Source organism: Marinobacter mangrovi (genome assembly GCF_016798325.1).
Taxonomy (GTDB): Bacteria; Pseudomonadota; Gammaproteobacteria; order Pseudomonadales; family Oleiphilaceae; genus Marinobacter_A; species Marinobacter_A mangrovi.
The window spans coordinates 394,012-410,275 of sequence record NZ_JAERVO010000002.1 but is presented as its reverse complement, the minus strand read 5'-3'; the positions used below and the strand labels follow the sequence as shown (position 1 = coordinate 410,275).

25 protein-coding genes are annotated in these 16,264 nt (G+C 58.9%); 3 read left to right on the top strand and 22 right to left on the bottom strand.

Annotated features, from left to right (window positions below):
- Nucleotides 1-44 precede the first annotated feature (44 nt).
- The gene (locus JL474_RS07920) at nucleotides 45-737 is read right to left on the bottom strand and encodes a VIT1/CCC1 transporter family protein (protein WP_203141633.1); all 693 of its coding nucleotides are present in this window, start codon (nucleotides 735-737) and stop codon (nucleotides 45-47) included.
- Between the two features lie 471 nt (nucleotides 738-1,208).
- Between JL474_RS07920 and JL474_RS07915 the strand changes: the two genes are divergently transcribed.
- The gene (locus JL474_RS07915) at nucleotides 1,209-2,663 is read left to right on the top strand and encodes a catalase (protein ID WP_203141632.1); all 1,455 of its coding nucleotides are present in this window, start codon (nucleotides 1,209-1,211) and stop codon (nucleotides 2,661-2,663) included.
- Between the two features lie 78 nt (nucleotides 2,664-2,741).
- On the opposite strand, the gene JL474_RS07910 is transcribed toward JL474_RS07915, so the two are convergent.
- Nucleotides 2,742-2,900 (bottom strand): hypothetical protein, encoded by a 159-nt coding sequence (locus JL474_RS07910; protein ID WP_190294794.1) that lies wholly within the window; start codon nucleotides 2,898-2,900, stop codon nucleotides 2,742-2,744.
- Between the two features lie 210 nt (nucleotides 2,901-3,110).
- On the opposite strand from JL474_RS07910, the gene JL474_RS07905 reads away from it, so the two are divergent.
- Nucleotides 3,111-4,034 (top strand): LysR family transcriptional regulator, encoded by a 924-nt coding sequence (locus JL474_RS07905; RefSeq protein WP_203141631.1) that lies wholly within the window; start codon nucleotides 3,111-3,113, stop codon nucleotides 4,032-4,034.
- A gap of 2 nt (nucleotides 4,035-4,036) precedes the next feature.
- Here the strand turns inward: JL474_RS07905 and JL474_RS07900 are convergent, their stop codons facing one another.
- Both JL474_RS07900 and panB read right to left on the bottom strand, forming a co-directional pair.
- Nucleotides 4,037-4,438 carry a hypothetical protein gene (locus tag JL474_RS07900; RefSeq protein WP_203141630.1) on the bottom strand — a complete coding sequence of 134 codons (402 nt, stop codon included), beginning with the start codon at nucleotides 4,436-4,438 and terminating at the stop codon, nucleotides 4,037-4,039.
- A 67-nt stretch (nucleotides 4,439-4,505) separates the two neighbouring features.
- The gene (gene panB / locus JL474_RS07895; protein ID WP_203141629.1) at nucleotides 4,506-5,291 is read right to left on the bottom strand and encodes a 3-methyl-2-oxobutanoate hydroxymethyltransferase; all 786 of its coding nucleotides are present in this window, start codon (nucleotides 5,289-5,291) and stop codon (nucleotides 4,506-4,508) included.
- A gap of 461 nt (nucleotides 5,292-5,752) precedes the next feature.
- Between panB and JL474_RS07890 the strand changes: the two genes are divergently transcribed.
- Nucleotides 5,753-6,619, top strand: a complete 867-nt coding sequence (locus tag JL474_RS07890; protein WP_203141628.1) for an AraC family transcriptional regulator — start codon at nucleotides 5,753-5,755, stop codon at nucleotides 6,617-6,619.
- A gap of 50 nt (nucleotides 6,620-6,669) precedes the next feature.
- Here JL474_RS07890 and JL474_RS07885 read toward each other — a convergent pair whose 3' ends face one another.
- From JL474_RS07885 to JL474_RS07805, 18 genes are all read right to left on the bottom strand, one after another.
- The gene (locus JL474_RS07885; RefSeq protein ID WP_123632687.1) at nucleotides 6,670-7,020 is read right to left on the bottom strand and encodes a VOC family protein; all 351 of its coding nucleotides are present in this window, start codon (nucleotides 7,018-7,020) and stop codon (nucleotides 6,670-6,672) included.
- A 31-nt stretch (nucleotides 7,021-7,051) separates the two neighbouring features.
- The gene (locus tag JL474_RS07880) at nucleotides 7,052-7,729 is read right to left on the bottom strand and encodes a class I SAM-dependent DNA methyltransferase (RefSeq protein ID WP_203141627.1); all 678 of its coding nucleotides are present in this window, start codon (nucleotides 7,727-7,729) and stop codon (nucleotides 7,052-7,054) included.
- Nucleotides 7,726-8,139 (bottom strand): SRPBCC family protein, encoded by a 414-nt coding sequence (locus tag JL474_RS07875; protein WP_203141626.1) that lies wholly within the window; start codon nucleotides 8,137-8,139, stop codon nucleotides 7,726-7,728. The genes JL474_RS07880 and JL474_RS07875 overlap by 4 nt, the downstream gene beginning before the upstream one ends.
- 32 nt (nucleotides 8,140-8,171) lie before the next feature.
- Entirely contained in the window at nucleotides 8,172-8,714 is a 543-nt protein-coding gene (locus JL474_RS07870) for an NADPH-dependent FMN reductase (RefSeq protein WP_203141625.1), read from the bottom strand.
- A gap of 18 nt (nucleotides 8,715-8,732) precedes the next feature.
- On the bottom strand, nucleotides 8,733-9,152 hold the full coding sequence (locus tag JL474_RS07865) for a VOC family protein (RefSeq protein WP_203141624.1): 420 nt from the start codon (nucleotides 9,150-9,152) through the stop codon (nucleotides 8,733-8,735).
- A gap of 219 nt (nucleotides 9,153-9,371) precedes the next feature.
- Nucleotides 9,372-9,698 carry a DUF3175 domain-containing protein gene (locus JL474_RS07860; RefSeq protein WP_203141623.1) on the bottom strand — a complete coding sequence of 109 codons (327 nt, stop codon included), beginning with the start codon at nucleotides 9,696-9,698 and terminating at the stop codon, nucleotides 9,372-9,374.
- A gap of 85 nt (nucleotides 9,699-9,783) precedes the next feature.
- Nucleotides 9,784-10,128, bottom strand: coding sequence for a hypothetical protein (locus JL474_RS07855; protein WP_203141622.1), 345 nt, complete (start codon nucleotides 10,126-10,128; stop codon nucleotides 9,784-9,786).
- A 105-nt stretch (nucleotides 10,129-10,233) separates the two neighbouring features.
- The gene (locus JL474_RS07850) at nucleotides 10,234-10,989 is read right to left on the bottom strand and encodes a sterol desaturase family protein (RefSeq protein WP_203141621.1); all 756 of its coding nucleotides are present in this window, start codon (nucleotides 10,987-10,989) and stop codon (nucleotides 10,234-10,236) included.
- A gap of 84 nt (nucleotides 10,990-11,073) precedes the next feature.
- Complete coding sequence (locus JL474_RS07845) at nucleotides 11,074-11,238, bottom strand: PEP-CTERM sorting domain-containing protein (RefSeq protein WP_203141620.1); 165 nt, start codon at nucleotides 11,236-11,238, stop codon at nucleotides 11,074-11,076.
- A gap of 206 nt (nucleotides 11,239-11,444) precedes the next feature.
- Nucleotides 11,445-11,837 carry a septal ring lytic transglycosylase RlpA family protein gene (locus JL474_RS07840; RefSeq protein WP_123632694.1) on the bottom strand — a complete coding sequence of 131 codons (393 nt, stop codon included), beginning with the start codon at nucleotides 11,835-11,837 and terminating at the stop codon, nucleotides 11,445-11,447.
- A 241-nt stretch (nucleotides 11,838-12,078) separates the two neighbouring features.
- Entirely contained in the window at nucleotides 12,079-12,330 is a 252-nt protein-coding gene (locus JL474_RS07835) for a YciI family protein (protein WP_203141619.1), read from the bottom strand.
- Nucleotides 12,331-12,384: 54 nt separating this feature from the next.
- Nucleotides 12,385-12,867 carry a cupin domain-containing protein gene (locus JL474_RS07830; protein ID WP_123632696.1) on the bottom strand — a complete coding sequence of 161 codons (483 nt, stop codon included), beginning with the start codon at nucleotides 12,865-12,867 and terminating at the stop codon, nucleotides 12,385-12,387.
- Between the two features lie 190 nt (nucleotides 12,868-13,057).
- Nucleotides 13,058-13,276 (bottom strand): hypothetical protein, encoded by a 219-nt coding sequence (locus JL474_RS07825; protein WP_203141618.1) that lies wholly within the window; start codon nucleotides 13,274-13,276, stop codon nucleotides 13,058-13,060.
- A 212-nt stretch (nucleotides 13,277-13,488) separates the two neighbouring features.
- Nucleotides 13,489-14,307, bottom strand: coding sequence for a prolipoprotein diacylglyceryl transferase (gene lgt, locus JL474_RS07820; RefSeq protein ID WP_203141617.1), 819 nt, complete (start codon nucleotides 14,305-14,307; stop codon nucleotides 13,489-13,491).
- A 196-nt stretch (nucleotides 14,308-14,503) separates the two neighbouring features.
- Complete coding sequence (locus tag JL474_RS07815; protein WP_203141616.1) at nucleotides 14,504-14,848, bottom strand: VOC family protein; 345 nt, start codon at nucleotides 14,846-14,848, stop codon at nucleotides 14,504-14,506.
- Between the two features lie 107 nt (nucleotides 14,849-14,955).
- Nucleotides 14,956-15,351 carry an ester cyclase gene (locus JL474_RS07810; RefSeq protein WP_203141615.1) on the bottom strand — a complete coding sequence of 132 codons (396 nt, stop codon included), beginning with the start codon at nucleotides 15,349-15,351 and terminating at the stop codon, nucleotides 14,956-14,958.
- Between the two features lie 99 nt (nucleotides 15,352-15,450).
- Complete coding sequence (locus JL474_RS21790; RefSeq protein ID WP_456238191.1) at nucleotides 15,451-15,711, bottom strand: DUF7683 domain-containing protein; 261 nt, start codon at nucleotides 15,709-15,711, stop codon at nucleotides 15,451-15,453.
- 125 nt (nucleotides 15,712-15,836) lie between these two features.
- On the bottom strand, nucleotides 15,837-16,214 hold the full coding sequence (locus JL474_RS07805) for a hypothetical protein (RefSeq protein WP_203141614.1): 378 nt from the start codon (nucleotides 16,212-16,214) through the stop codon (nucleotides 15,837-15,839).
- Between the last annotated feature and the right edge of the window lie 50 nt (nucleotides 16,215-16,264).

Below are 16,264 nucleotides of genomic sequence, written 5' to 3'. Positions count from 1 at the left end.
GCCTCATCCTCGCGGGCAGGTCAGGCGGACCTGGACCCGGCCACCTAAACCGAAACGCCGAACAGCGCCCCCACCGCAGCCGTCGCAGCCATAGCCAGCGCACCCCAGAAGGTCACCCGGGCAGCCGCCTTGCGAATTGACGCACCACCGGCCCGCGCCGACAAGGACCCCAGCAGCGCCAGGAAAATCAGCGACGCCAACGGCACCCCCCAGCCGAGTCCCGCCACCGGCATCAGCCAGACCACCAAAAGCGGCAGGAAAGCCCCCGCCGCAAACGTCGCGGCTGAAGCCAGCGCCGCCTGCACCGGGCGGGTCGTATAGGCGGCGCCCTCAATACCCAACTCATCCCGCGCGTGGGCCGCAAGGGCATCGTGCTGCATCAACTCAACAGCCACCTGACGGGCCAGCTCCGGGGCCAGGCCCCGGCCTTCATAGATCTCCGCCAGCTCACGGATTTCCTCCTGGGGTTGGTGGGCCAGCTCATACCGCTCCCGACGCAGGTCGGCCCGTTCGGTATCCGCCTGGGAGCTGACCGACACATACTCGCCCGCCGCCATCGACATGGCCCCCGCCACCAGCCCCGCCACGCCGGCAATCATGATCTGTTGTGACGATGCCCCGGCGGCCACGAACCCAAGAATCAGGCTCGCCGTGGAGACGATCCCGTCATTGGCACCCAAAACGGCGGCCCTAAGCCAGCCAATCCGACCACTGCGATGCTTTTCACGATGCCTCACCGACACCTCCTCCTGTACCAACCACCGGATCTGGACCCCGCGCTCGTCACGTCTGCTGCCGAACGAACCCGGCCAATCCGACGTCATGATGAGATTTTTATATCCATCCTATTAAATATCACCGAAGTTCCTGTCATCCAACGCCTACCGTGCCCGGCGACACAACGTCGGATCGACTGTCGCGGAAGGCCTGCCACGCAGACCGCTTTCGAGTTGGGGGAAAATCCAGGGAGAAAGCGAGGATGACACCCCAAGTATGCACCTTGACGCGTGCCTGCGGCACCAGCAAGCATGGGCCCGAGCTGTAAGGGGTGTGGTCCACACTGACCGAGCCATTTCACCATGGCCAGCCACACCTCCCGGTCAGGAGCGGTCGATCCGCCAATCCGTCGCCCGGTGGACGCGTCATATTGCCGGGCCTGTCTTTGCGTGACGGAAGCCGCTTCAACACGATGAAAAGGAGACCTCACGATGACGAGTAAGGACCAGAAACCGACCACGAACGATGCCGGTATTCCTGTCGCCAGTGACGAACATTCCCTGACGATTGGCCCGGACGGCCCGATCGTGCTGCACGACCACTACCTGATCGAGCAGATGGCCAACTTTAACCGCGAGCGCATCCCGGAGCGCCAGCCCCACGCCAAGGGTGGCGGTGCCTTCGGCTATTTCGAGACCACGGAAGACGTCAGCCAGTACACCAAAGCGGCGGTGTTCCAGAAAGGCACCAAAACCGATCTGGTGATTCGCTTCTCCAGCGTGGCCGGTGAGCGCGGCAGCCCGGACACCTGGCGCGATCCCCGCGGTTTTGCGGTGAAGTTCTACACCAGCGAGGGCAACTACGACATGGTGGGGAACAACACGCCGGTGTTCTTCGTGCGCGATCCGATGAAATTCCAGCACTTCATCCGCTCACAGAAACGCCGGGCCGACACCAACCTGCGCGACCACGACATGCAGTGGGATTTCTGGAGCCTGTCACCGGAGTCTGCCCACCAGGTGACCTGGCTGATGGGCGACCGGGGCATTCCCAAAACCTGGCGCCATATGAACGGCTACTCCAGCCACACCTACATGTGGGTCAACGCCCAGGGCGAGAAATTCTGGGTGAAATACCACTTCAAGACCGATCAGGGCATCCAATGCCTGACCCAGGAAGACGCCGACCGCCTGGCCGGTGAAGACGGGGACTACCATACCCGGGATCTCTACGAGGCGATCGAGCGCGGTGACCATCCCAGCTGGACGCTCTACATGCAGATCATGCCGTTCAAGGATGCAGAGACATACCGCTTCAACCCGTTCGACCTGACCAAGGTGTGGCCCCACGACGACTACCCGCTGACCAAGGTGGGCCGGCTGGTCCTCAACCGTAATCCGACGGATTACCATACCGAGATCGAGCAGGCCGCGTTCGAGCCGAACAACCTGGTCCCGGGGATCGGCATCAGTCCGGACAAGATGCTGCTGGGCCGGGTGTTTTCCTATGCCGACGCCCATCGAGCGCGCTTGGGCGTCAACTACAAGCAGATACCGGTGAACTCGCCCAAAGCGCCGGTACATGCCTACACCAAGGACGGCGCGATGCGGATGCAGAACGCCACTGATCCGGTCTACGCCCCGAACAGCAAGGGCGGCCCAGTGGCCGACGGAGAGCGCTACCCCACTGACTCCACCTGGGAGACCAGCGGCGATATGGTCCGCGCCGCGTACACGCTGCGCAAAGACGATGACGATTTCGGACAGGCCAATGCCCTGATCAACCAGGTGATGGACCAGGCGGCCCGGGACCGTTTGGTGTCCAACGTGGTCGGGCACATCAAGGGCGGAGTAAAAGAGCCCGTGCTGTCCCGCGCTCTGGACTACTGGAAGAAGATCGACGCCGAAGTTGGCGCCCGGATTGAACAGGGCGTGAAGGAAAACTGATCGTTTGACTGAACCACCGCCAGGCGTCCCGGTCAGGGGCGTCCGGCGGTCAACACCCGACCTTTACGGCATAACGCATCAGGCTTTCCAGAACGGCTTGTAGGCTTCCTCGACCAACGACCCGATGGGCAATCCTACGTCCAGTTCGGCCCGTGTGGTATCGATCTCCCTCAACTGCCCGCGCAGCCGGGCACGCGTCCGGTAACGCCGGAACCATTCCCGCAGCACACGCCCCACTCGAACAGACCTCGGCAGCGGCCGGCGGAGTACGTCAGAACTTCCAACCTCCATAGGAGGAATAAAAACAGTTTCAGTGCGTCTGGATGTCGCAGTTTGCATGACAAATACCTCCAGGAAATATGAATTGAGGCCGGCCGGTAAATGCCATTAAACTGCGATAAAGATGGGGTATCTATCAGTCTTTCTGAAAAGCGGCGTTCGTAAAACATGAACATAAAACTCGATAAGCTACGTTCATTCGTACTGGTGGCCGACGAGGGCAACCTGACCCGGGCGGCCAATCGGCGCCACACGACGCCATCGGCGGTCAGCGAACACCTGCGCCAGTTGGAGGATCACTTCGGGCTGGCCCTGTTCGAACGCAACACACGCGGGATGGCCCTGACGACCGCCGGTCGCAAACTGCTGGCACCGGCGCGCCAGGCGCTGATGCAAGTGGCGGAACTGGACGAGATTGCCCGGGCACTGCGCTGCGAACAGCCCGAGCCGCTGTCGTTCGCACTCAACGCGCCGCCGGAATACCTGAAGGTGGATCAACTGCTGCGCTCGGTCGCGCGGGACCTGCCGGAAATCGCGCTGGAACTGGCCACCAGTTCATCATTTGTGATTCGTGATCAGGTGAAAGCCGGTGAGCTCGACATGGGCTATGCCTACGGCGATTACGCCGACGACCAGGTGCTTGGCCTGCGTCTGGCACCCATACGCGTCAGTGTGGTGGGCCCCCTGGAAGGCAGCCGCGAACGTTTCCCCACCGACTTCGCCGAACGCAGGGCCCTGCCCTGGATCTGGCCCGCCGGCCACTGCCCGTTGGCCACCATGCTGCCAGACATCCTCGGCGGCGGCCGGGAGCAGGCCAACAACATTTCCTCGTCGATTGATGAACTCAGCACCCTGTCGATGATCCGGGCGGGTCTCGGATATGGGCTGGTGGAGCATGAACTGGCGAGTCACTGGGCCGATCGAGGCAGCGTCCGGGTCTATTCCGAACCCCGCCTGAGCATCAACCTGAGCCTGCTGGTGCGTCGGGATCGAGTGGACGAGCCGGCCATTGCGGCTGTCATCGCCCTGGTCAAGCAGCTATGGCAGGAGGCCAGCGTCCCGCAAACGGCGGCGACCGAAACGGCGAGCTGACGCTAACGGTCGTGCCCGATGCCCTGCAAGTGGGCCACCAGGGCCGGCGTACACAACATGAACAGGAGCCCCAGCCCCATCAGGCCACCCTGGGCCAGATCGTAGTCGGCCTTGATCGCTTCCGGCGGCACGTCGAGTGCCAGGCCCAGCGCCCATTCAAAAACAAGCGTCAGCAGCACCCAAACCAGCCCGGCGAGGAGCTGCCGGGACATCGTGATCACCTGCATCCAGCGCAGCAGGAACCAGGTGATGGCAAAGATAACGACGCAGCCCACCACCACGCCGATCTGATGGGCCATGACGGGGCCTATATGGGGCGTCAGAAACACTTCCCGCAGCGCGCCGCTGACGGATTCGGCGGCGATAATCAGTAACCAGACCACAACCACCCGGTTCCAGCGCATGGTGATCGCTGCTCCTTGTGTGAAGCCGATGTGTGGGCGGGCTGGGAACCGGCCCCGGATTAATCCACTAGCGGTTCCCGGTGCCGGTGAACCGGATGATGTTATTGGGAAATTCCCGCGAGGCGACTTCACCCCGGAAGTCTTTCGCCACCTGCAGGATGGTGTCGCTGACGTGCGCGTACTGCTTGGAGAACGGCGGCCAGTAATCCCCCAGCCCCAAAGCATCGTTGATGACCAAAACCTGGCCGTCGCAGTCCGGGCCGGCGCCGATACCGATTGTGGGGATCCGCAGTTCGGCGGTAATGCGGGTGCTCAGGTCGTAGGGCACGTGCTCGATCACCACCATGAACGCGCCGGCATCCTGGATATCCCGGGCTTCTTCGGCAATGCGTTGGGCGTCTTCGCTGGTGCTGCCGACCTTCTTGAAGCTGGTGGCCGTTTGCGGCGTCAGGCCGGTGTGACCGACCACGGCAATGTCATGGGCCACAAGGTGGGCAATCACATCCAGTTTCGGCCCCTCCAGCTTGATGCTGTCGGCGCCGGCTGCAATCAGCCGCCGGGCGTGGATCAGGGCCGTGGCCGGGTCTTTGTCTGTCAGGTACGGCAGATCACCGATAATATGCGTGTCCTTCGCGCCACGGCGCACCGCACCGATGTGATACTCCATGTGCTCGATGGTCACATCCCGGGTGCTGTCGAAGCCCATCTCCACCATGCCGACGGTATCGCCGACAAGGATCACAGGCACGCCCGCCTGCTCGATCCCGCGGGCCACCGGGCAGGTGTAGGCGGTCAGCATGGTGATCGGCTCAACGCCCTTCATCGCCCGAAAATCTGTGGGAGTCTGTTTCATCGGTTGCTCCTTTCTCGGTTAAGCGCCGTTTCGACGCACTCTTGAGAACCTGTTGCAAAGGCTCAGGGGGCGTAGGTTGGGCTGACGCAGGAAGCCCAACAATAAGCGGGCAACAGACGTTCCCCTTATCCCGGACATGCTTGGAATACGGCTATTTACAACCCGCTTGGCGACCCTTGAATTGGATGAGATCGGCCGCAAACCCGGCTTGTTGGGCTTCCTGCGTCAGCCCAACCTACGGCGCTCACTACGCTCCTACAATACATTCATAGGCTTGAGACTGGCCTCACCTTACGACCCTTCACTCAAATATGGAACCTCTCGATACAGGCCAAATCATTCGCCCCCTTGGCGGCCCTGTTCGCTATGATCGTCTGGCTGTCTGCCGCAAGTGAGCAATCTGAGTCAGGATTGGCCGGAACCGCTCGGGCATAGTGGCGCCCGATTGAGGAGATTTGGCAGTGAATGGATCAAAGGCATCGGCCTACGCCGCGCGTTTCAATACGGTGTTTCGCTTTATCGACGAACACCTGTCCGAGGACCTGTCCCTGGAACGCCTGAGCCGGGTCGCGCATTTCTCGAAGTACCATTTCCACCGGCAGTTCTCGCTGTACGCCGGTACGAGTGTCGCCCGTTACATCCAGCTGATGCGACTGCGGCGGGCGTCCTATCGCCTGGCGTTTATGGGGGACATGTCGATCATCGAGATTGCGCTGGAAGCGGGGTTCGAGAATCCGGAATCGTTTTCCCGGGCCTTCAAGACCACCTTTGGTCAGACGCCCTCCCAATTCCGCAAAGTCCCGGCCTGGCAGCCGTGGAACGAGCGGTTTCAATTGCCCCAAAGAGAGCGGAGACAACCTATGGACGTCAAGATTATTGAATTTCCCGAAACCCGTGTGGCAGTGCTTGAACACCGGGGCTCGCCAGCCCTGGTCAACGAGTCCGCCGCCCAATTCATCGAATGGCGCAAGCAGACGGGCCTGTCGCCGGTGGCCACCAGCGAGTCGATCGGCCTGGCCTGGGACGATCCCAACGCCACACCGCCGGAGGAGTTCCGGTTTGATCTGTGCGGTTCGGTGGACGCCCCGGTGCCAGAGAACGAATTCGGCATCATCAACAAGGTGATTCCGGCCGGACGCTGCGCGGTGGTTCGCCATTTCGGTTCCCACGACCGCATGACCGAACCGGCCTATTACCTGTACCGGGAATGGTTGCCGGAAAGTGGTGAGGAGTTGCGGGACTTCCCCCTCTTCTTCCACTACCACAACCTGCTCCAGGATACGCCGGAGCACGAACTGGTGACCGACGTGTGCCTGCCGCTGGTGTGAACCGACTGAAACGGCCTTCTCCCGTTCGTGGCGAAGGCCGCTTTCCGGCGCTATAGATGCTGCAGCACGTTCACGATCTTGCCGAACGGATCGCGCACGAAAAAGCGCCGGACACCCCAGGGTTCCTCGACTGGCCCATAGTCGATCGGGACGTTCGCTGTATGGACCCGCTCCAGCACCTCGTCCAGATCATCCACTTCGATCGACAGATCCGGCACCAGTGTCCCGGATCCGCCTTCCGACGCCACGCCGAGTTGAACCGTCATGGACTCGCCAGAGCTGTAGGTCCGTAACCAGCCGTGGTCCATGATGATGTCCAGCCCAAAAATGGTTTCGTAGAAGGCCGCCGCCTTGGCGGGATCATCCGTCGCGATGTTGGGCACAATGCGTTTTACTTTCATGAGATCAGTCCTTTGACACTGGGTGGATGGACTATGGCGAGACGGCACCGACAAAGATAATCGACGCCGGTTGGTGCGTGGCCGGATCCAATGGCTCCCGGATGTCGACCAGACGAAAACCACGGTCGAGAAACAGATTCACCCAGCTCGCCAGGGTCCGGAAATACCAGGGCGCCGGGTCCACAAACGACGGGTCGAAGCCCTCCCAGGAGCCGTCCCGCCAACCGTCTTCATAGGGTTGATCGCCGCATGCGGCGACCGGGTGCAGGGTCTGGACGATGAACGCCCCCGTATTGCTCAGCAGCTGAGGGACGCTGGCAAATACGGTTTCGACCGACGTGTCTCCCAGCAGAGAGAAGTTGCAAACGACGGCGTCGAAGGCCTCTGACAACGAGCCATCGCCCAGGGCTTCGTAGGTCTTCACGCGAAAATCGCCGCCGCCCGCCGCCTGGGCCTGCCCCACCAGCGCCGGTATGGCATCGACACCCACCACGCGCTCAACGTCGGCCGACAACGCCCGGCACAACCAGCCCTCGCCGCAGCCCACATCCAACATGGACCGCGGAGAACGCTGCAACACGGCGTCCACGATCGCCTGGTTGGTCACGCGCTCCCGGCTGGCAATCTGCCCGCCCCGAACGGCCTCCGTCCAGGGCTCGGCGTTCCTGCGCCAGGAATCGACGATCTTGGCGTCGCTGTGGGGGTTCATGCACCGCTTCCCGGCTTCGATTCCAACAGCGCCTTCAACGAGGCCAGGTCCGCCTCCACGGCCTGTCGATCTGCATCAAACTGATCCTCCGTCATGTCGTCCCGACGGAACAGGGTGAAGATAAACTCGCTCCCTTCGCCATTGGGCACAACGCGCATCGGGTTATGGACCGTCACGCCGGAATCCAGGGTGACGTCGTGGTCCATCACGCCGAATTCGTTGGTTCTGGCGAAGCGGATGGTCACCCGGCCAAACGGCGCGTCGACCATCCACTCTTCGCCAGACGGGCGCACGTCAGAGCGGGCCAGCCCCGCGGCCCATTGCGGCAGATTCCGGGGATCCGAGGCAAAAGCATAGACAGCCTCCGGAGACCGGGCAATGTAGGTACTCACGTGACAAACAGCCTGCATACCGTCCTCCTTCCGATGACGATGTCGCCCTTTCAGGCGTCACGAGGTTGCGCGTCTATGGCCGCACAGAAGGCCCTCAGTCCTGTCAGCAACGCCCCCGACAACGCGGCATCCGCCTGGATGCCACGGCGGTCCAGCTCGCTGCCCAGCAGCGGCAATGCCACGTGCGCCTCTTCGACCAGGTTTCCGGACATGGTCGTAATCACCTCTTTCAGCGCGGCCTGGGCGTGGCCGGCCCGGGGCGACGTGTTGATCAGCATCACCGGCTTGAAGGGGAACTCGGTACCGCTCACCAGCCAGTCCAGCGCGTTTTTCATCGGGGCGCTGATACCGTGGGCGTATTCCGGGCTGGCGATGATCAGGCCCGAAGCCTCGGCCAGTTGCGCCTTCAGGTCGTCCAGCGCCGGGATCCAGTCGTCTTCCAGATCCGGATTGAACAGGGGCAAGTGGCCGATTTCGCCAATCACAATGTCCACATTGTCCGGCGCCAGCGCCCGCAGCGCCTTGATCGCTGCCGTGTTGTAGGAGCGCTGACGCAAGCTGCCTGACAACGCCAGTAAACGGTACCCTTCCATCGCGTGTCCTGATTGTGGTTAGCCGGCCTGGGTCTGGCCTTCCATCGCCGCCGGATCCATCCAGAAGGCCTCCCAGACGTGGCCGTCCGGATCGGCCAGGCTGCGGCCGTACATGAATCCCAGATCCTGTTTCGGGTTGATATCGGCCGTGCCACCGCTTTTCGCGGCCGACTGGCTCAGCGCATCGACCTCCTCCCGGCCGTCACAGGCGAGGGCCAGCATCACTTCGCTGGACGTGGCCGGCGGAATCGGACGATCGGTGAACGTGCGCCACTTATCGTGAGTCAGCAGCATGACAAAAATCGACTCGCTCCACACCATGCAGGCGGCCGTCTCGTCGGTAAACTGCGGGTTATTCTCGAAACCCAGGGCGCTATAAAACGCCATGGACGCGGGCAAGTCGGCGACTGGCAGGTTCACAAAGATCATACGGGACATAATAATTTCTCCAGGTTATCCATCAGACAACAGCCTCATGCTGTTCTCCACTGGTCGGATGACCCCGCGCCTTTTCGACAGGCTCCGGAAAAATGGCAGTGACCCGTTTCGGTTCCAGCATCAATGGGTGACTTTGACGTAAAACGTAGGCCACACCCGCCCGTCTTTCTAATACGGAATCCACAACCTGGTCATTCCGCTAATCGGATACCAACCCGACTACTTGCGAACGGTGCCCTTTCGCGGGCGGCCGTATAGCGCCCTCAGTTCGTCCTTCGCCGCTTCAAGAACCTCACGCTGCGACTCGGGCATGTTCTTCCCGGCCCGGTTCAGATAGAACGTCAGCATCGACATGGCGGAACGATAGGGATCCGATTTGCGCTTCTGACTGTTTTCAGCGGACCGTTTCAGGGATTGTGCGATGGCCTTCGGGTCCTCAAGCGTGAACACGCCCTCTTCCAGATCCAGGGCATCACTGGATTCGGTGACCCGCTGGGACCAGCCCTCGGTGGCCGCCTGTTGGCCCCGTTTCTGAGACTCAGACATCTCACCGCCCTCCGTGTTCGGATGAATTGGCTTCCTGCCGTCAGCGTAACGGTTCCCGACGCTCCCGATGAAGCCCTGCCCAACGCTACAGATCGAAAAACAACCCGACGGTCTGCACCTCGCTTTCCAGATCCGACAAGTAGAGGTGCCAGAGAATATCCTCATCCGCCCGTTCGTAACGCACGCGCCACAGCACAAGATGTTCCTTGACCTTCGCGAAGTGGCCGAGGCATTCAATCGAGCGTACATTACCGAACGGCTCGAGATTGGCCGCGGCCTCTTCGAACTCTTCCTTCGGCACCTTGCCCCGGATGGTGGGCACCTGGGCCAGCAGGTGGTCGTAGTCTGAATTCAGGTGGGCGGTGATAATCTGTTCAATGATCGGTCGGCCGATGGCCTCCGCGTTGTCGCTCGTGATCAGGCGTTCCATGCGCTTGTCTCCTGGTTCCACGCAAAAGGATGAGTGGCGCAGTCGTTGCGTGCCATACGAAAAGTGTGCCCTGAAGGCGTCCGTCTGGAGAATAGATGGTTCTATTTATTTCCCGATAGATCGTAGCGGCAGCATCAGTAACGCGCCAAGGCGTTGGTCGCGGGCTGCGGAACAGTCATCGAGACCAAACGCTGTAGGCTCCGGCGTACGCCGGGGACAGGTAAAGGTACCAAATAATCGATCCCAAACCGTCAAAACCTCGCCGAAGTTGGAGTCGGTCTGGAATTGCTGACTGGAATGATGAAACTGGTGGGTGCCCGGCGTTACAAACAGACGGTTGACCAGCGACTCGGCGCGAGCACCCAAGCGGATATTCGAATGCGAGAAGAGCTGGACCGCCTTGACCGCCATCACATAGGGAATGACCTGGGCCGGTGTCAGGGACAGCGTTGCCATCACCACGGAGATGACGAGCACACTGACCACCACTTCCCCGGGGTGATGGCGAAAGGTGGTTGAACAGTCGAGCTCAAGGTCACAGTGGTGAACGCGATGCAGGCGCCAGAGCGGGCCAACCTGGTGGTAGAACCGGTGGAGCCAGTACCCGGCCAGATCGAGAATCAGGAAAGCCATCATTGCCGCCAAAACCGGATGGAGGTTGGATGGCGCAGATTCAGGAATCAGCAACAGGGGTATCCATACCGGAGCTGCCAGAAGCACCGCTTCGTTGATGAAGCCCAGGCTCAGGTTGTTAATCCAGCGGTCGTAACGATCCTGGACACGCTCATTCCGGGCAAAACGGTACTCTGCCGCCATCATCAGCGGGATGCCGATCAGGTACAGAATCTGGTAATGGGCCATAGTGCGCTATTCGGGCGTTTGGAGAGTACAGCGTCCCTGCTGGCTTACTCCTGCCATCGATGCGGCTTTCTTGACGAAGCCTGCTTACTTCCTGAATTTCCTGGCAATAATGAGTGCCGTCAAACTGGCTGCGAACAGACCGAGCATACCGGGCTCAGGCACCGAGGCCGTCGGCGGTTCAACCGGCGCGCCGGCCAGCGCTGCCGCAGAAAACAGTGAGGCAATCAGTCCCACGATCAGATAGTTCACAATGAATCCTCCAGGTTAGGGGTTCACGGTGAACGAGGCATTTTCCAGGCCAGTGTCGCTTAAGACGGCAGAATCAATAACCTGAAAATCCGGCGGAATGACGGGTGTAAAAATGTTCGGCGGTTTTAGGGGACAGTATCAGAATTGGAACAGATCCATTCTTGGAGGGAGACCCGCACCCGCGTTACCGATGATGAGATACCCGATCACATCGAAAGCACCTCAATTTTGACGTTGATCAGCCCCAACGACGTGTTCGCAATGCGACGGAACGCGGATTTGGAGAGATCAATGATGCGACCCGATACGAACGGCCCACGATCGTTGATTTCGACGACGACGCTTTTACCGTTTTGGACGTTGGTGACTTTGACGGTCGAGCCGAACGGCAATGTTTTATGGGCAGCGGTAAGGCGCTCGTGCTTGTAGATGTCCCCACTGGCCGTTTTTCGGTTTTGCAGGCTGTCCGCGTAATACGAGGCTTGCCCTGTTTCCGTATAGCCCACGCGGTTGCCGCCAGCCCCGGATTGGACGGTCGAACACCCTGCCATCAGAGTGAGGACCGCAATAGCCCATATCGTTCTTGGAGTGAATGCCATGATGTGAGTCTTTGACGATGGTCAGGTGGGACCTATCCTGGCGGCGACGGCGGGCAATGACGAGTTAAAAGAAGGTTAGAGAACAGTCTCGTCGTGATGAACGCTGCTCTCAAACCGAGTCAGGATCTCCCGGACGTCCTCGGGCACGGCCGCCTGATCAACGGGGTCGCCGGCAAATTGTTTCACCGCTTCAATGAATTCAAACCAGACGATGGCCCGCAAAAAACGCGCGTGGCTTGTCCTACTTTGCGTTCCACTCATAGACGGTCACGACCGACGACCCGGAGGTGTGCACCGGATCGAGGAACGCCAGAGTCTCGGCCTCATCCTTACTGGCCGCCCGGATCAGGTAGGCACCGCCGGATTTGTCGGTAAACGGGCCGGCGAGTTCCAGTTTGCCCTGTTGGCGAAGGTCGTCGAGGAAAGCATAGTGGGCATCGATGACGCCCGGATCGAATTCCGGAGTCCGAAAGGTGGTGACCAGGTAGAACATGGTATTGGCTCTCTTGGGTTGTAAATCGGTGCAAAACTCGGGTGGAATAAGATCCTAAACCTTCCTGCCACCACTCGGCTCGGCGATCGCATCAAAGTCGACCAGATTCCAGGGCCGTGCCTTGCTGCGATAGATACGCTTCTTGAGGTCGGGGTAGTCGGCCATATCGTGGTCCCGGCGTTCGCCGACAACAATGCACTTTAGCACCGCGTCGCCGTTATTCCGCAGCGCATGGGCCTCGCCGCCGGCCCGATAGCCGATAAAATCCCCGGCGCTCACCTGCACGGTCTCATCGCCAATCCGCGCCTCGGCAGTGCCTTCCAGGATGTAGACGCACTCATCCTCATCATAGTGCCGGTGAAATTCCGTGGACTCCCGACCCGGCTGCACTTCGATGATGTGAAAACCGAAGCCTGTAATGCCGGTCAGATCGCCGAGGGACTTGTTGGTCCGCCTGGCGTTGTCATTAAGGAAATGGGTTTTCTCGATGCCTTCGAACTGGTCGATGTCGGCTTTGGTGAGGTGGTATTTGTCCATGGTGTTTGCCTGTTGTTCGATGAAGCAAGCCGCCTCCCGGACGATCCTGACCTGCTTCCAGTCTCGCCCGCACGGGCCAACCTAAAACGCTAATTCCAACCAAGCAGTTTAGGGTCTGTTTGCTCAAGGAATTCCTCTGACAGCCCAGCCAACAAGGATTCATCGGCGAGACCTTTAGCCCTCATGGCCGTCAATTGCATCGCGGCCTTCGACCGACTGTGATAATCGATATGAGCGCCATCTCTTTGTCTCGATTTTGAACGAGCTTGTACAGAAGAAGATAGCGATTGTGGACATGTTCTTCCGTGTTCGATATGACCTCTTCGAACTCTTCAAGCGCTTGGCTACAGAAGCGTTCGATGGCTTTCTCTTTGATCACTTTGAATGTCTTCCAATCACTCTCTTTCATGGGAATCTCATGCTCTTATCCGGCAAAGCTTTTAGGCCATTCTGGATCTGCGAAGCAGAGAAAAGGTCGTACACCAATTGAAGTGGTCAATCAGATACCCACGCATAAAACCTCCCTGATTCATTGCCGCGGCCGCTTCAGACAGATAACGAGGTAGCCGTAAAACCGTCAAGCCTTTTGCCAAAAGATTTCCTGCAGCCTCGACGTCTAACCTACAGGCGCGCTGGTTTTTCGCGTCCGACGGAACGACCTTTTAGGTACCCGGTTGACCACAACACCATGACAGCCCCCAAAACCACAAACGGCAAGCTCAGATATTGGCCGACACTCAATAATTGCCCTGACGGATAGGCGGCCTGGTGAACCTTATAGAATTCAAGTGCGAAGCGCGCAGAGAATACGAGCATCAGGAATACACCAAACAGGAGACCGTGTGGTGTGCGCTGTCCTAACCGCCGGTATAGGACGGCCAATATCAAGAATACGACCAGATACGCGACCGCTTCATAGAGCTGTACGGGATGGCGAGGCAACTTATCGACCGCTTCGAACACCACGCCCCATCCCCCGGAGGTGGGAATACCGACAATTTCCGAGTTGAGGAAATTGGCAACCCGTACAAACACAGCTCCTAATGCGGCCGGAACACTCACCCGATCAACGAGCCAGAGAAATGGCATTCTGGGCCTTAGCACCCGGGTACCAAGCCAAAGACTGAGCAGCATTCCCGCAGCGCCACCATGGCTCGCAAGACCGCCTTCCCATAGACGAAGAATCGCCAACGGGTGTGAAAGGTAGTACTGCGGATCGTAGAACAAGCAATGAGCCAATCTCGCGCCCACAATGGTTCCCAGCAGTGCATACAGCAACAGGCGCTCGGCGTTTTCCTGGGGAATCCCTTCGGCCTTGAACATCCGAGTGAGCAGCGCTTGGCCGGCCAGAAAGGCTCCAACGAACAGGAGGCCATACCACCGGATAACCAATGGTCCGACGGCAATCAAAACAGGATCGAAATTCCAATGAATTATCATGTTCTCGCGTATCTCATGAAAACTGTCGAGGGGGGCTGGTGCCTGCCCTGAACCGCCCTTTAACGGCGAAACCACCGCTATGAAAAACGGGCCTGGCTCGGCGTGTGCCTCTTGGCACGGGGAACCATATCAACGCCAGCGACGAGGGCTCCCTGAAAGGGGTATCCAATGCATGGCCTGGTTGAATGGCATGACGTCAGCGCTGCCACAATCCATGCTGGTTCGAGCCGAGAAAGTATATTGCGAATTTTCCTTTCCCCGGAATGTCGGTAGGAGGCACAGCAACCTGGGCACCCTTGGATTCAACTGCGGCCAAAGCCCCGTCTATATCCTCCACGAGCCAATTAGGCCGAACAACGGGATCTTCATCTACCCTCAAAGGCCCCCTCACTCCAGCGATAGAGCCATCAGGTAGTTCACAGGTTCTGGCTCCGCCGAGGAGGTCGTCCGGATCACCAAAACGAATACCGTGCGCCTCTTCGTAAGCCCGACAAACGGCATCTACGTCATGAGATACGATCTCGAGATAATGAACTTTCATGTTTACTCCTCAACGCGGTATCCGCCTGACCGTTTGACGTGAGCGGCGTTGGCCGACGGGCGAAGCTCACCAGCAGGCGTCCGCTCAATGGAGGGGGCAGGCGTCGCTCAGGTCGCCTGGAGTTGCGCCTCGATAGCCGCTTTGTCGATGACGGACCATACCTGCACGATCTTTTCGTCGCGGAACTCATAGAAGACGTTCTCGGCAAAGGACACCCTTCTGCCGTGAACATCCAGGTCAAGAAACCGCTCCTTTGGCGTACAGTCGAAGTGGAGTCGGCTGGCTATGTGGGGCGGATCGGAAACCAGCAACTCAACGTTAAAGGCTAGATCCGGTATCTCGGAAAAGTCTCTCTCCAGCATCCGCCGGTAGCCTGTTACTCCAAGTTGCTTGCCGTTGTGCTTGACGTCTTCATGAACAAAGCGTCCCAACGATGGCCAATCCTGTCTGTTCAAGCAGGCAATGTAATCTTGATAGATGTTCGATAGCTCGGACTTGGTCATCTGCGATTCCTCTATGCAGCAAGGCTCGATCATTGATTGGAAGGCTGCATAACGCTCAGCTTTTATGCGCCGCTTGTGGCGTCATTATTGAATGGTTTGTTATACCGTATGAGACTCTAGGAAATAGGAATTATCGTCGAAATCCCAGCTTGGAACCCGCGCCAGACATGACTCCAGAAAGCGAAGGTGCCGCTGCCCAACTTCGTAACAATCGAACATTGGATCTGAAGATTCGACCTGGAACTCGGACTGGAACGCGTCCAGATCGAATTTCGCGAATTCGTATCGAGCTATCAACTCTTCCGATTGCTCTGAGTATTCAGCTAGGAAACGGCTGAGACCAAATTTCGAATCAATCATTTGTGAACTTATAACGCCTTGCTCAGTTCCCCATGCGGAGCGGCGGAAATTTGCTATAGCGTGAATGATGTGAGCCACAAATTTTTGCCGCGTAGCATGAGCCCTCATGCAGCAATTTGTTAGCACTACAGGGCATTAATCTGAACTACGGTTACATACGCCACACGACCACCGCGCCACCAGAAACCCTTTGTTCCACATCGAAGCCGCTTGTGATGGTATTTACGGCGCTCCTCCATTACGACCCACATATTTGCATATCCCTTTTTTGGTATATTGCCCGGAGTGGTATCTCGAATGACTTTACCGTGCTTATCCAGAATTTCCGGCCAGATCATATGGACGCCCTCAATCTGAGGGTTATCCCCTTCATACAGGAAATCCACCCTCATCCCTTGCCCAGGTTTCGCATTCTTCAGCTCATCGGCAAGGTCAATCTCATACTCGACTATGAAATCTGGCTGCCTTCCGTTTTTCTCTTCGTATGGTATGTGCTCAATCATTTCGTTGGTAACTCGGGTGCCTAACGCTGGCGTAACGGGCCGGTTTGTGG

Bases quoted from the DNA above. Each gene is read 5' to 3' on its own strand.
- JL474_RS07810 (WP_203141615.1), bottom strand. From the start codon at position 15,351: ATGACCAAGTCCGAGCTATCGAACATCTATCAAGATTACATTGCCTGC.
- JL474_RS07865 (WP_203141624.1), bottom strand. From the start codon at position 9,152: ATGTCCCGTATGATCTTTGTGAACCTGCCAGTCGCCGACTTGCCCGCG.
- panB (WP_203141629.1), bottom strand. From the start codon at position 5,291: ATGAAACAGACTCCCACAGATTTTCGGGCGATGAAGGGCGTTGAGCCG.
- JL474_RS07905 (WP_203141631.1), top strand. From the start codon at position 3,111: ATGAACATAAAACTCGATAAGCTACGTTCATTCGTACTGGTGGCCGAC.
- JL474_RS07915 (WP_203141632.1), top strand. From the start codon at position 1,209: ATGACGAGTAAGGACCAGAAACCGACCACGAACGATGCCGGTATTCCT.
- JL474_RS07900 (WP_203141630.1), bottom strand. From the start codon at position 4,438: ATGCGCTGGAACCGGGTGGTTGTGGTCTGGTTACTGATTATCGCCGCC.
- JL474_RS07850 (WP_203141621.1), bottom strand. From the start codon at position 10,989: ATGGCCCATTACCAGATTCTGTACCTGATCGGCATCCCGCTGATGATG.
- JL474_RS07805 (WP_203141614.1), bottom strand. From the start codon at position 16,214: ATGATTGAGCACATACCATACGAAGAGAAAAACGGAAGGCAGCCAGAT.
- JL474_RS07835 (WP_203141619.1), bottom strand. From the start codon at position 12,330: ATGTTCTACCTGGTCACCACCTTTCGGACTCCGGAATTCGATCCGGGC.
- JL474_RS07830 (WP_123632696.1), bottom strand. From the start codon at position 12,867: ATGGACAAATACCACCTCACCAAAGCCGACATCGACCAGTTCGAAGGC.
- JL474_RS21790 (WP_456238191.1), bottom strand. From the start codon at position 15,711: ATGATTGATTCGAAATTTGGTCTCAGCCGTTTCCTAGCTGAATACTCA.
- JL474_RS07840 (WP_123632694.1), bottom strand. From the start codon at position 11,837: ATGGCATTCACTCCAAGAACGATATGGGCTATTGCGGTCCTCACTCTG.
- JL474_RS07860 (WP_203141623.1), bottom strand. From the start codon at position 9,698: ATGTCTGAGTCTCAGAAACGGGGCCAACAGGCGGCCACCGAGGGCTGG.
- JL474_RS07885 (WP_123632687.1), bottom strand. From the start codon at position 7,020: ATGAAAGTAAAACGCATTGTGCCCAACATCGCGACGGATGATCCCGCC.
- JL474_RS07815 (WP_203141616.1), bottom strand. From the start codon at position 14,848: ATGAAAGTTCATTATCTCGAGATCGTATCTCATGACGTAGATGCCGTT.
- JL474_RS07880 (WP_203141627.1), bottom strand. From the start codon at position 7,729: ATGAACCCCCACAGCGACGCCAAGATCGTCGATTCCTGGCGCAGGAAC.
- JL474_RS07875 (WP_203141626.1), bottom strand. From the start codon at position 8,139: ATGCAGGCTGTTTGTCACGTGAGTACCTACATTGCCCGGTCTCCGGAG.
- lgt (WP_203141617.1), bottom strand. From the start codon at position 14,307: ATGATAATTCATTGGAATTTCGATCCTGTTTTGATTGCCGTCGGACCA.
- JL474_RS07825 (WP_203141618.1), bottom strand. From the start codon at position 13,276: ATGAAAGAGAGTGATTGGAAGACATTCAAAGTGATCAAAGAGAAAGCC.
- JL474_RS07870 (WP_203141625.1), bottom strand. From the start codon at position 8,714: ATGGAAGGGTACCGTTTACTGGCGTTGTCAGGCAGCTTGCGTCAGCGC.
- JL474_RS07855 (WP_203141622.1), bottom strand. From the start codon at position 10,128: ATGGAACGCCTGATCACGAGCGACAACGCGGAGGCCATCGGCCGACCG.